The following is a 13,336-nucleotide window of genomic DNA, read 5'->3' as shown; positions in this document are numbered from 1 at the left end:
TTAGTTAGTGTTCGTTGTTTGTTTTTACTTCCTAGTAAGCGTTAGCAATTATTTGTTCAAATAATTCCTGTCTTCCGCTTATAGGTTGTGGTTCACCTTGCTGACGTGCAATTTCACTAAGGTTCTCTAAAGTGAGCTCTCCTTTTTCAAACTTAGCCCCGTTGCCACCGTCAAAAGATTGGTAACGCTCTTTGCGTAATTTTAAGTAATCTGTGTTTTTAAGTACATGTTCAGCACAAATAAGTCCGCGGGCAAAAGTGTCCATACCGGCAACGTGTGCAATAAATTTATCTTCAAGGTCAATAGAGTTACGGCGCACTTTAGCATCAAAGTTTACACCACCGGTAGTTAAGCCACCGCTTTGCAGTAATACCATCATTGCCTGTGTAGTCTCATAAATGTCAATAGGGAACTGGTCTGTATCCCAGCCGTTTTGGTAATCCCCTCTGTTAGCATCTATGCTTCCTAAAAGACCAGCATCGGCAGCAACCTGAAGTTCGTGTTCAAAAGTATGTCCTGCCAGTGTAGCGTGGTTTACTTCTATATTCAGTTTAAAATCATCCTGTAATCCAAATTTGTTGATAAAGCCAATACATGTAGCAGCATCAAAGTCATACTGGTGTTTTGTAGGCTCCATTGGTTTTGGCTCGATAAGAAAAGTACCTTTAAAGCCTTGTTTTCTTGCATAATCCCTACAAGTACTAAGGAACATAGCAAGGTGTTCCTGCTCTCTTTTCATATCGGTATTTAAAAGGCTCATGTAACCTTCACGACCACCCCAAAATACATAGTTCTCTCCGCCTAAGGCAATAGTAGCATCAAGAGCTATTTTTGCCTGTCCGCCAGCATAAGCTACTACATCAAAGTTAGGATTGGTAGAGGCACCGTTCATATAACGTGGGTTAGTGAACAGGTTAGAAGTACCCCATAATAGTTTAATACCTGTTTCCTCCTGTTTTTGCTTAGCATACTCTACCATAGTCTGGATACGTTGTTCAAACTCGGCAAGGGTAGGAGCTTCGTCAACCATATCCACATCGTGGAAACAGTAGTAAGGAATAGATAGTTTTGACATGAATTCAAAACCTGCATCCATTTTATCTTTTGCTCTTGCAATAGCGTTTTCGCTTTTGTTCCATGCAAATGTTTCGGTAGAGCTACCAAACGGATCGTCTCCGGTGTTGCATAGTGTATGCCAGTAAGCCATAGCAAAACGTAAATGTTCTTTAAGGGTTTTACCTGCAACTACGCGGTTCTCATCATACCATTTGAAAGCAAGCGGGTTGCTGCTCTCTCTGCCTTCATATTGTATTTTGTTTATTGTACTAAAAAAAGATTGGGTCTTTGTGTCCATTTTTATTCCTGTAAATTAATGTTATTCTTCCACTCATTATATATATCAGCATACTGCGAGGTGAGGTGTGCAGTAGGCTCGATGCGTTCTAAGCATTCCAGTTTTTCGAAAGCTTCGCCAATTGAGGTATAATACCCGTAACCGTATGCCGCACCACGGGCAGCGCCTTCGGCACCCGATGTGTTGTACAGCTCTACTGTGGTTTGGGTAGTATTGGCAAAAATTTCCCTGAAAACCGGACTCAAAAACAGGTTGGCTTTCCCGGCGCGAACTAAATCGCCACCGGCACCTATAGATTTCATTACATCAAAACCGTAGTTCATGGCAAACACTATCCCTTCGCAGGCAGAGCGTACCAGTTGTGCCGACTGATGTATGTTGAAGTTCAGGTTTTGTATCCCTGAAGTCGCTTGTTTATTATTGAATATCCTTTCTACACCGTTACCAAAAGGGTAGAAGCGAATTCCTTTGCTACCCGGCTGTGCTTTTGCAGCTTCGGCATTCAGTGCTTCATATGAAATAAGTCCGTTCCTGTCGGTACTCATTATTTTACGTAGCCATTGGTATAAAATACCTGATCCGTTTATGCAAAGCATTACGCCGTTATGCTTGTCATCTGGCGCATTGTTAACATGTAAAAAGGTGTTGATGCGGTTATTGGCATCATAAATATCATTTTGGGAAACGGCATAAACCACGGCAGATGTACCTGCGGTGGTGGCTATTTCTCCCGGTTTGAATACGTTAAGTGATAGCGCATTGTTAGGCTGATCTCCCGCACGGTAGGTAATTTTTACCTGTGGGTTAAGTCCTAATTCAGCAGCAACATCAGGGTGTATTTGTGCCTGATTACCAAAGTTTGGAACAATTTCGGGGATTAATCTTTCCGGTAATCCCATTGCGTCTAACAGTTCGGTAGCAAGCCTTCCTTCAGGGAAGTTCCACAATGCCGCTTCCGATAGTCCGGATGTACTGGTTTGCGCCACACCCGATAGTTTTGCAGCAATATAATCACCCGGAAGCATCATGTGTGCTGCCTTGTCAAACAGTTCGGGTTGGTTGTCTTTAACCCATTTAAGTTTTGATGCGGTAAAGTTGCCGGGGCTGCCCAGTATTTGTGACTGGCATTTTTGTGCCCCTATACTATTATATATAGTGTTGCCAATTTGTGCAGCACGGCTGTCGCACCATATAATGGAAGGTCTTACCGGATTCAGTTTTTCATCAGTAAGCACCAGTCCGTGCATTTGATATGCTATACCAATACCTGCAATTTTGCTTATATCGGTATTGTGTTTTGTTTTAAGTAAAGCAATTCCGTTTTTTACATACTGCCACCAGTTCTCCGGATCCTGTTCTGCCCACCCAAATTGCGGAGCGGTGATTTCCATTTCAAATTCCGGTACGGTTACAGATGATACAGTAGTCCCCCTTTCGGCATCCAGTACCGAAAGTTTAATTGACGAGCTTCCTAAATCTATGCCTAGAAAATACATTTGTTATTATTAATAGATGATAATTGTTATTCAGTTTTATCCTTTATCCACAGCTGCTCCATTTCCTCCAGCGTTTTTCCTTTCGTTTCAGGTACAAACTTCCAGATGAAAATTGCCGAAAGCAGTGCCATAATACCGTATATCCAGTAAGAGAAGCCGTGATTAAACATTTGTGTAAGGGATTCGTTATTGTTCATCATAGGGAATGTCCATGATACAACAAGGTTTGCCAGCCATTGAGCAGCTACGGCAACTGCCATAACCCCTTTTATTTTGTTAGGGAATATTTCAGACAGCAGTACCCATGTTATAGGTCCCCAAGACATGGCGAAGGCGGCAATGTAAAGCAGCATAAGTAATAGCGACACCATAGAACTGTTTTGCATATACAGGGCAGAACCAAGTCCAAGCATACTGATAGCCATTACAATACTGCCTATAAGCATTAGTTTTTTACGCCCGTAATTATCTACAGTGAATATTGCCAGTACGGTAAACAGCATGTTAATGGCACCTACAATTATGGTTTGTATCATAGAAGCATCAGTACCAAGTCCCATACCTTTAAAAATTTCGGGAGCATAGTAAAGCACTACATTAATACCTACAAACTGCTGGAATACCGATAACAGGATACCTATTGTCACTATAGCCCAGCCATAGGTTAACCAATGTGCTTTTTTTACATTAAAAGAACCTTTAATTTCGGTTAATATACTTCCTGCTTTTTCAGGTCCGTTAAGTTTTGCCAATACAGCAGAAGCTTCAGCCTCTTTACCTTTCATTACCTGAAAACGAGGTGTTTTTGGTACAAACAGCAGGAATAGGAAAAATAGGGTAGCAGGGATGTTTTCCGATAGGAACATATAACGCCATCCGTCAGTATTAATCCACTGGGTAGACTGTCCTTTTACAATAAAATAGTTAACAAAGTATACGATAAGCATACCGCTTACAATAGCAAACTGATTGCATGATACCAGTTTACCGCGAATATCTGCCGGAGCCATTTCGGCAATGTATAGCGGAGCAAGCATACTGGCAAGTCCAACACCTATACCACCTACTATTCTATATACAATAAATGAAGTAAGGCTGCTGCTGCCAAAGAATATATTCATGCCTTCGGGGAAGGCCGAACCTGTAGCTGATATAATAAATAGGGCTGCCGATAACAGCAACCCGTTTCTTCTACCTATAGAGTTTGCGATTCTGTCGCCTGCAGCTGCACCAATAATACATCCTACAAGTGCGCTACTTACCATGAATCCTAAAATTGAGTTTTGAAGATTTTCTGTAAGTACCGGAGGTAGGGTTAAGAACTGATAATAATAAAACGTTCCTCCAAGAACCACTAATGCAGTAATAATGGCAAATGCCGTACTGCGTATGTAAAACCTTAAAATAAAAGAAGCAGTTAAACCAATAACTGCCACTGTACATAATGTAATTATGATTTTAAATTCGGTAATTGCTGCAGAAGCGGCGACTACATCGTTTGAAATTTTATTGATAAAAAAATCGTTCAGAGCGCCTACTGCTCCAGAGATAACTGCGGTATCATATCCAAACAGCAATCCGCCCAGGCTGGCAACAGCTGTTATAAGATAAATACTACTTTTACTTATTTGAGATGTTAAATTCATAAAACACTAAAACGTTTTCACTTATGGTTTATTTGACCACAAGTATAAAACTTATTTTTAATATTAACAAAATAATGTCTAAAAAAATTTGCATTTAATAATTTATACTCCTATATGTAATGGAATTGAAAAAAAAGTACAGATATTAGCATTTTCAAAAAAATCCCTATATTCGTTGACGTTTTAAAAGAAATGAAGGTGAAAAAAATTATCGATAAGGAGTCTGGAAAAGTAATAGAGCGTTCGGTAATGAATTCCATTACGATTGACTGCGTTATATTTGGTTTCGATAAAGGATCGCTGGAAGTGTTACTTGTACAGCACGGTGAAGGTATTAGAAAAGGTGAGTGGGGTTTACCCGGTGGATGGATTCGTGAGAGCGAAAGTGTTGACAATGCTGCCCACAGGCTTTTAGCCGAACTTACAGGGCTTGACAGTATTTACCTGGAACAGCTTAAAGCTTTTGGAGAACCCGATCGTTTCCCGCTTGGACGTGTAATTACCATAGGTTACTTTGCCCTTATTAAGAAAGAAGATTATGATGTTAGGGCCGGTTTTACAGCATCTGACGCTAAATGGTATAAAATAGCCGATATTCCAAAACTTATTTACGATCATAACGACATTTTAGACTACAGCCTTGAACACCTTCGTAACAGGGTAAGGCAGGCTCCTGTAGGGTTTAACCTGCTGCCTGAAAAGTTTACACTTTTTGAGCTTATGAAGTTGTATGAAGAGATACTTGGAGTTGAAATGGATAAGTCGAACTTTAGACGTAAAATATTAAGAATGAAGCTTTTGGTTGAGCTTGATGAAAAACAGAAAGATGTTTCCCATCGTGCCGCAAAGCTTTATGAATTTGACCAGAAAATATATGAGAAGCTAACTAAAAAAGGCTTCAATTTTGAATTTTAATATCGGGCTCCAGGGCCTGTTTTTTTATTTTAACCTCACCGCATTTAATGAATAATACAACCTCACTCAATTTTATTGAAAAGCCGTTTGGCACCCTGACTAACGGTACCGAAATTAAAAGTTATATACTTACAAACTCAAAAGGAACACAGCTTACTGTAACCAATTATGGCGCTACCATTACATCATTAAAAGTTTTAGGGCATAATAACCAGCCTGTAGATGTTGTATTGGGTTTTGATGATGTACAGGGATATATAGACTCTTACAGCCTGCCATCGGCACCTTATTTTGGAGCTGTGATGGGGCGTTATGCCGGACGTATAAAAAATGGTAAGTTTACCCTTAACGGAACAGACTATCAGCTTAATACCAATTTAGGAGAACACCACCTGCATGGTGGTACTGTTGGTTTTGGACGAGCGGTATGGAAAATGACTGAGGCCGGAATTGCAGCAAATCCTTTTATAAAATTACAATACATAAGTCCTGACGGGGAAGAACATTACCCGGGTGAAATGACAATTGAAGTTACCTACACGTTAACTGAAGATAACGAAGTAATTGCAGAGTATACTGCTGTTAGCGATAAGGATACTGTAATTAACCTAACCCAACACAGTTATTTTAACCTTGACGGACACACCGGAAATGTAAAAGACCAGCAATTACAGGTTTTTACTGATACTATTATTGAAACAGATAGTCTAAATATACCAACTGGCAGCTTTATTGCTGCTGCCGATAAAGGATACCATTTCCTAACACCAAATCCTTGCCCGGAGGTGATAGATACCTCCTTTGTAATTAAAGATAATGATGAGATTGCAGCCGTATTAACCAGTGAGAAATCGAGGTTGAAAATGACGGTACAAACCAATCAGCCATCGGTACATATTTATGTAGGCGGTAACTGCGGTAATGAACTAAAAGGCAAAGATGGAGCTGCTTACCATTCGTTAAGCGGTATATGCTTTGAAACCCAAAACTTCCCTGATGCGCCAAACAGGGATAACTTTCCTTCGTCTGTTTTAAAGAAAGGGGAGAAGTACTACCAGAAAACTGTATTTAAGTTCGAAAATAATAAGTAATAATAAGCGAAAAGCAGCCCTTGGGCTGCTTTTCTAAACATAAAGTTTAATGTAGGGATAAACTCATATGCAAACTATTTTATGCTTTATAGCATAAAGCACAAGGCCTATGCGTGTTTTGATTTCGAGTTTATGAAAGAGGTTTTCACGGTAGCCGTCAATAGTTTTTGGACTAAGGCACATACCATCGGCAATCTCTTTGTATGTCTTTTCGGTACAGGCTAGTTTTATAAACTCTATTTCCCTTTCCTTCAGTACAATTTTATTGTCATTATTGAGCTTGTTGATAAGGTAGCCCGATACCATTTCAGAGTAGTAAAAGCCACGGCTGTATACTTCCTCCAGTGCTTCCTTAAAATTCTTTGGATCGGTATCCTTTAAAAGGTAACCTTTTGCTCCGTTGGTAATCATTCTCATTACAGTATCCTCGTCATTGTTTACCGAAAGTGCTATTACTTTTTGATCAGGATGATTTTGCTTTATCCATTTCATGGTCTCAATGCCGTCCATTATTGGCATATTCACATCGAGCAAAACAATATCCGGAAGTTTAATACCTCCTTTTACAGCAGTGATAAACTCTTTACCGTTGTTGTAAATCCCGGCAACCTCAAAGTTTTCAAACGATCCTACCAGATAGGAAAGTGATTGTGAAAACAATAAATGGTCGTCTACTATTATAATTTTTATTTTACTCATGTTTAAGCATATTCTTCTATGGCGATTGGGTAACTTATGGTTACCTGTGAACCTTTTTCCAATTCAGAATCAATTTTAAAAGTAGCCCCTATAAGCTGAGCTCTTGTTTCCATATTTGTAAATCCGTTGCCTTTAGATATGTTTTGCAGGGTAAATCCTTTGCCCGTATCTCTAATAACAATGTTACAATTCGTATCGGTAAAAGCAATATTTATATCGATGGTCTCACTATGTGAGTGCCTTAATATGTTTGAAATGGATTCCTGTAAAATTCTGTATATAATAGTTTCGTGTTCCTTGTCTATATCATGAACCTCTCCGGTTATATTCAGGCTACATTTAATTGTTTTGAGCTGTTTTATCCTTTCCAGGTCTTCATTAAGCGCCTCAATAAAACTGGACTCCAGTACAATATCACCGTTCATTAGTTTTGATAACATTCTTATTTCTCCTAACGATTTATTTATAAGATCTTTAAGGTTAAGCATGTTAGCCTTTGTATACTTGGACTCGTCTGTCAATATTATGTTCACCTGCATTAATGCTACCGACAGAATTTGGCATATATTATCATGCAGCTCTTTACTTACAGTTGTTAACGTTTGTTCTTTTATCTCAATTTTAGACTTGGTCAGTTCCGACTGGAAAACCAGTTCGGCAGTCATCTTTTCTATTAAGAACTTAGACTTCTTTTTCTGAAAAAAGTAAAAAAGTATAAACAGCGTTAATAACAGTGTAAAAAGTACAATGCTAAATGATATGATTAGTAGTTGTATTTCTTCTCGCTCCATATGAACCCTACTAAAAAGCAAAAATTCATTAGTAAATTTAAGAAAAATATTATTAGTCCGTAGATAGATGGATTATAATCTATCAAAAACCATTTTAGTGACAACATAAACGGTAAAAAGGGAACATGAAAAATAAGTATACCCAACACAAACCAGAAAAAAACTGACTTACTGTAACTGAGTACCAAATTAGAGCTAAACAGCTCAAACATATATAGAAAGCTAAGTATAATTATACTTAATACCCCTACAGTATAACTGTTAGTTAAAATCTGGCCAAATTCATTTTGAATAAAAAAGTAGTTTATAAAATAAAATACTAAAAATATAACAAGTAAAAATGAAGCCAGATTTTTATGTGTTCTGGTCTTTATAAGAGACTTTAATAATAAAATGTAAATGGAAAATGACATTAATATGTAAAGATTAAAGACATAGTAGTTTAATAAACCTGTCCATATCGTAAAATATTTTCCTACAAGCTCTGTAGCTGTAGATAACCATATTAATAACAAAATGGATTTAGCTTTATTACCGGGTAGTTTGTGTAAAAAAACAAGTCCACAAATACCCGATAACAAAGACAAGTATACTATACCAAATCTTAAATCTTCTAACATAAATTAAATCCCATATTGCATTTTAGGAGGGTTACCCATTGAGCCATAGTTAAGTGGACTAACAGTAGTAAGATCCTGAGAGATATTTCCTCCCGAACCCGGGTTACCTGTATTTGACTGATAGCCTGTAGGTGACATGAACATAGTTGTAAAGCCGGCTTTTCCTACTGTTTCATTGTCAGAGTATACGCCAAGATAAATTCTTACTCCATCTACTGTAAAGCCTTGGTTGTTACCTTCAGTCTTAATATATTCTACAAATTTTTCAAGTTCTTCAAGTGAAAACCAAATCGCATTTGCGTCTTCCTGACCTGATAATGTAACGTGTTTACCTTTTTTTTGAGCAACAAAGTTAGCACTTAATTCTTTTGCTTTAGAAAAGCTTATAAGTTGTCTCGGTTGTGTAAGTGATTTAGAGTTTTCTGTTTCCATGATTAATTTTGGTTTTTTGATTCCTTACAAATCTATCTCTATTTAGTCTGATCTTACAAGGGGAAATACCCCCTTTTTTGTAAGGGGATTTTTATAACAGCCCTAAAATAAATTAAAAGTCCTTTCTCAATTTCAATGTTATCCGGGAGTGTTTAGTCTTCCTCAATATTAACTATAGGTGTTTTTGAGGCTAAAAACTCATCTTTGTTGTTTAATATAGTTATGCAGGTTATATGGATAAGCCCTGCCAGTTTTTCTATGATAATTTTAGTATCCATCACTCTGAACTTTTTAGTATTTAATTTTGTTCAGCATGGGAGTGATGCTGTTGGTTGGTTTTTGTTTTTGCAAAGTAACTTAAATATAGTCAGGTTGTTGTGAGGTTGTAGACCTATTTTTAAGGGGGAAATACCCCTTAAAATATTCGGGAGATTGTATTTAGCAATAGCGTTAAAAAATGATCAAAATCATTTCGTGTTCTTTGATATTATATCATTTTAGCCTTAAATTTATAGTGTAAACCAATTATATTTATGGAGTTTATAGATTACTACAAAATACTGGGCGTTGATAAAAGTACAACGACCGATGAGATAAAAAAAGCCTACAGGAAACTGGCGCGAAAACTACACCCCGACCTGAACCCCGATGATAAGGAGGCCGATAAAAAATTCCAACAGCTTAACGAAGCTAATGAGGTACTGAGTGATCCTGAGAAGCGAAAGAAATACGATAAGTATGGTAAGGACTGGGAACATGGTGAGGAGTATGAAAAATACAGGCAGCAACATCAGCAGCAAAGACAGTCGACATCCCAGGGCTTTGGAGGGCAGGATTTTGAAGAAGGTGATTTTTCTGATTTCTTTGAGTCGATGTTTGGCGGTAGTGGCTATACCCGTAGTAGCGGAGGTCGTGGCAGGCAGGTACGTTTTAAAGGTCAGGATTTCCATGCCGAAATGTCCCTTACGCTGGAACAGGCCTATGCTACCCACAAACAAACCTTTACCGTAAACGGTAAAAGCCTCAGGATAACTGTACCGGCGGGTGTGGCCGATGGTCAGGTAATTAAACTGGCAGGACAGGGAGGTAACGGTGCTAACGGTGGACCTAACGGTGATTTGTATATTACTTTTGCCGTGACCAATACACCAACCTTTAAAAGGCTGGGTGATGATTTGTATGCTGATAAGGAAATTGACCTATATACAGCCGTACTTGGTGGTGAGATGATGTTTGAAACCATGGACGGTACCATAAAGCTGAAGGTAAACCCCGGTACACAAAACGGTACTAAGGTTAGGGTTAAAGGAAAAGGTTTCCCCGTGTATAAGAAAGAAGGAAGCTTTGGTGACCTGTACATAACCTATACCGTTAAGATACCTACAAACCTTACGGATAAGCAAAAAGAACTGTTTAAGGAATTGTCTAACGAATCTAAATAATCAGGACAATGGAAAGTAACGAATATATACCCGTAAAGGTGTTTTGCCAGCACCATAGCATAGAAATCGCTTTTATAGATACCTTACAGGAATACAATCTGGTAAAAGTAATTACAATTGAGCAGGAGGAATGCTTGCCGGTAAGTGAGGTAAGCGAAGCAGAACGAATGATTAGGCTGCACAATGAACTTAATATTAATATGGAGGGACTGGATGCTGTTTTTCATTTACTGGAAAAAATGAAGAACATGCAAACTGAAATAGAAAGTCTAAAAAACAGATTACGATTTTACGAACCCTGATAAAACGAAATAACAATGGATAAATTTAACCAACTTATAAGCGGAAGCAAACCTGTACTGGTCGACTTTTTTGCAACCTGGTGCGGACCATGCCAAATGCTGGCTCCCATACTACATGATGTAAAAACAGATATGGGCGATAAGATTACCATTATAAAAATAGATGTTGACAAAAATCAACAGTTAATGGCAAACCCTCAGTTTCAGGTAAAGGGGGTGCCTACACTTATGCTCTTTCAAAACGGTAAAATGCTATGGAGGCAATCAGGAGTATTGCAAAAGGATGATATTATAAGGACGATAAATCAACACGCACAGGTATAAGGCTGAAATTAAATTTCGGCTTCCCCATGCATAAAAGGAATGTTACACTCAAAGCCGTAGCGTTCCTTTATTTTTATACGTAATTCATCGGCAGGTTCGTTTTCCCCATGTACAAGGAAAATACGTTCGGGTTTGTTTTCTAATGCCGACAACCAGTTTACCAAGTCTTGCTGATCGCCATGTGCCGATAAGCCTTCAATCTGTAATATATTGGCCTCCACGGGATAGTGTTGCCCATATATTTTAATGGTTTCGTATCCCTCAAGTAGTTTGCGTCCACGGGTACCTTCACCCTGATAGCCCACAAATATTACAGTTGTATTAGGTAACCCTATATAGCGTTCAAAGTACGACAGTACACGCCCACCGGTAGCCATTCCGCTGGCGGCAATCACTACCTTAGGTCTGTCGTCAAATATTACTTTTATAGTGTCTTCATAATCGGTTATAACGGAGAACATTTTTGTCATCTCTATACACTCATGAGCCGAAAGTTTATGCCATTGCGGATTTTCGTTAAAAACCCCCAGTACATTAGCTCCCATAGGAGTATCCAGTATATAAGGGATGTCAGGTATTCTGTTCTCTTTTTTAAGCTGCCAAAGCAGGAACATGATGGACTGAGCCCTTTCTACCGCAAAACCGGGTATGATAACCGTACCGTCCTTATGAAAGGTATTGTTGATGTAGGTTTCCAGTTCCAGTTTTGGGTCGGAATCAGGGTGAAACCTGTTTCCGTAGGTACTTTCTAAAAACACATAGTCGGCTTTTTTAGGTTTGGTAGGAGGGAACATAAGCACGTCATTATCCCTGCCTATATCGCCCGAAAATACCAGCGTTTTACCTTCTGCCTCAACCATTATGCTACAGGCTCCTATAATATGCCCGGCATTGGTATAGGTAACTGAGATTTCGGCATCAATATTAAACGTTTCATTTGGTTTTATAACCCTGAATAACGGGAATACCTCTTCGGCCTGTTCTACAGTATATAGGGGTTTTGCAACCTTATGTTTGGAGGATTTCTTTTTGTTGGCTTTTGCGGCTTCTTCTTCCTGTATTTTGGCACTGTCCAGCAATATGAGTTTGGATATTTCTTTAGTAGGCCTGGTACAGTATATCTTTCCTTTAAAACCCTGAGCAACCAGTTTGGGTAGCCATCCGCAATGATCTAAGTGCCCGTGTGTAAGTAATACATAATCTATGGTTTCGGCAGGTACGGGCAGTACTTCCCAGTTAAGTTCACGCAGTGCTTTTAATCCCTGAAAAAGTCCACAGTCTACCAGAAAACGAACACCATTACTCTCTACAAGTGTTTTGGAGCCGGTTACCGTACCTGCCCCGCCTAGAAATTTTATTTTCATATCACATATAATTACAAATGCCCGATGCCTCTTTTATAACATTTCTCATGCGGTTGGCACTCAGTCCTATCTTTTCAAGACATTCAGTGTCGTTAACCAGTTCTTTTACCAGCAGTATATCCAATATGAGCAGTTTCTCCTTTTCGGCTGCTGTGAGTGATGTAAGGCAGGTTATAGGGTACAGGCAGTTATTATCTATTTTGGTTTTGATATTGTTTGCTTCGGGGTAATCCCAACTTAAAAGCGATAATCCTGAGCAGGAAGCAAACGCAACAGCATCACCCGTAAAACGAGTATTGGTAGCTATGGTACAGTTATCAATAGCTTCATCTTTATTGAAAATAGTATGGGTATTATTTTTTACATCATTAAAGCGGGAGAGGATATACATAGGGACTTTAACGTCCGATCGTACTTCACGGCTTCCGTGAAATTTACATTCTATAATCCCAACCTTATCGTCTTTTTTGATAACTACATCAATTTCGTGGGTAACACATTTTCCCTGTAAGGTAATGTTTGTAGTTGTGGTAAAACCTTCAGAAATATATAGACGGGCTATAAATTTTTCAAAGAAAAATCCGGCGGGGCCTAACATCTCTATTGCCCTGCGCAGGTTGTACTTTGCAGCATGAACATTCGCCTCTTTTTTAAGGAGGCTGAAAGCCATTTTGTATATCTGTTTGGTACTTATACCGTCATACAGATTTTTGTTTATCTCTTTCAGTATAAATTCTACCTTGTGCGGCTGGGCTCCCGACCGTAACAGGGAGTGCCTTAATTTATCCTGATTGAATTCAACAATATGACCTGAATTTTTTACTACTTTCATAATAATAATCTTACTATAAATGTAATAA

At 38.6% G+C, this 13,336-nt stretch carries 14 protein-coding genes; 5 read left to right on the top strand and 9 right to left on the bottom strand.

Annotated elements, in window-relative coordinates; translation table 11 throughout:
• Window positions 1-31 precede the first annotated feature (31 nt).
• The 3 genes from xylA to xylE are packed head-to-tail and all read right to left on the bottom strand — an operon-like array spanning window position 32 to window position 4,496.
• A complete protein-coding gene (xylA, locus tag GN157_RS03965) occupies window positions 32-1,354 on the bottom strand; it encodes a xylose isomerase (RefSeq protein WP_157481818.1) in 1,323 nt (440 codons plus the stop codon).
• Window positions 1,355-1,356: 2 nt separating this feature from the next.
• A complete protein-coding gene (locus GN157_RS03960; RefSeq protein ID WP_157481817.1) occupies window positions 1,357-2,850 on the bottom strand; it encodes a xylulokinase in 1,494 nt (497 codons plus the stop codon).
• A gap of 26 nt (window positions 2,851-2,876) precedes the next feature.
• Window positions 2,877-4,496 (bottom strand): D-xylose transporter XylE, encoded by a 1,620-nt coding sequence (gene xylE, locus GN157_RS03955; RefSeq protein WP_157481816.1) that lies wholly within the window; start codon window positions 4,494-4,496, stop codon window positions 2,877-2,879.
• Window positions 4,497-4,745: 249 nt separating this feature from the next.
• Between xylE and GN157_RS03950 the strand changes: the two genes are divergently transcribed.
• Both GN157_RS03950 and GN157_RS03945 read left to right on the top strand, forming a co-directional pair.
• Window positions 4,746-5,411: an NUDIX hydrolase gene (locus GN157_RS03950; protein ID WP_231749054.1), complete on the top strand. Its 666-nt coding sequence runs from the start codon at window positions 4,746-4,748 to the stop codon at window positions 5,409-5,411.
• Window positions 5,412-5,458: 47 nt separating this feature from the next.
• Window positions 5,459-6,502: an aldose epimerase family protein gene (locus GN157_RS03945; protein ID WP_157481814.1), complete on the top strand. Its 1,044-nt coding sequence runs from the start codon at window positions 5,459-5,461 to the stop codon at window positions 6,500-6,502.
• Between the two features lie 63 nt (window positions 6,503-6,565).
• Here GN157_RS03945 and GN157_RS03940 read toward each other — a convergent pair whose 3' ends face one another.
• From GN157_RS03940 to GN157_RS17985, 4 genes are all read right to left on the bottom strand, one after another.
• Window positions 6,566-7,201, bottom strand: a complete 636-nt coding sequence (locus GN157_RS03940; protein WP_157481813.1) for a response regulator transcription factor — start codon at window positions 7,199-7,201, stop codon at window positions 6,566-6,568.
• Window positions 7,202-7,203: 2 nt separating this feature from the next.
• The gene (locus tag GN157_RS03935) at window positions 7,204-7,992 is read right to left on the bottom strand and encodes a sensor histidine kinase (protein WP_157481812.1); all 789 of its coding nucleotides are present in this window, start codon (window positions 7,990-7,992) and stop codon (window positions 7,204-7,206) included.
• Between the two features lie 623 nt (window positions 7,993-8,615).
• Complete coding sequence (locus GN157_RS03930) at window positions 8,616-9,044, bottom strand: hypothetical protein (RefSeq protein WP_157481811.1); 429 nt, start codon at window positions 9,042-9,044, stop codon at window positions 8,616-8,618.
• Between the two features lie 152 nt (window positions 9,045-9,196).
• Window positions 9,197-9,322, bottom strand: a complete 126-nt coding sequence (locus GN157_RS17985; protein ID WP_262884908.1) for a hypothetical protein — start codon at window positions 9,320-9,322, stop codon at window positions 9,197-9,199.
• A 255-nt stretch (window positions 9,323-9,577) separates the two neighbouring features.
• Here GN157_RS17985 and GN157_RS03925 point away from each other — a divergent pair, with 255 nt between their 5' ends.
• The 3 genes from GN157_RS03925 to trxA are packed head-to-tail and all read left to right on the top strand — an operon-like array spanning window position 9,578 to window position 11,112.
• A complete protein-coding gene (locus tag GN157_RS03925) occupies window positions 9,578-10,486 on the top strand; it encodes a DnaJ C-terminal domain-containing protein (protein ID WP_157481810.1) in 909 nt (302 codons plus the stop codon).
• Window positions 10,487-10,494: 8 nt separating this feature from the next.
• Entirely contained in the window at window positions 10,495-10,788 is a 294-nt protein-coding gene (locus GN157_RS03920) for a chaperone modulator CbpM (protein WP_157481809.1), read from the top strand.
• A gap of 15 nt (window positions 10,789-10,803) precedes the next feature.
• On the top strand, window positions 10,804-11,112 hold the full coding sequence (gene trxA, locus GN157_RS03915) for a thioredoxin (RefSeq protein WP_035132182.1): 309 nt from the start codon (window positions 10,804-10,806) through the stop codon (window positions 11,110-11,112).
• An 8-nt stretch (window positions 11,113-11,120) separates the two neighbouring features.
• Here trxA and GN157_RS03910 read toward each other — a convergent pair whose 3' ends face one another.
• Window positions 11,121-12,476: an MBL fold metallo-hydrolase gene (locus GN157_RS03910; RefSeq protein ID WP_157481808.1), complete on the bottom strand. Its 1,356-nt coding sequence runs from the start codon at window positions 12,474-12,476 to the stop codon at window positions 11,121-11,123.
• A gap of 1 nt (window position 12,477) precedes the next feature.
• Window positions 12,478-13,308: an ATP cone domain-containing protein gene (locus GN157_RS03905; protein WP_157481807.1), complete on the bottom strand. Its 831-nt coding sequence runs from the start codon at window positions 13,306-13,308 to the stop codon at window positions 12,478-12,480.
• Between the last annotated feature and the right edge of the window lie 28 nt (window positions 13,309-13,336).

The organism is Flavobacterium rakeshii (assembly GCF_009741375.1).
Lineage (GTDB): Bacteria > Bacteroidota > Bacteroidia > Flavobacteriales > Flavobacteriaceae > Flavobacterium > Flavobacterium rakeshii.
This window is presented reverse-complemented; position numbering and strand designations above follow the sequence as displayed.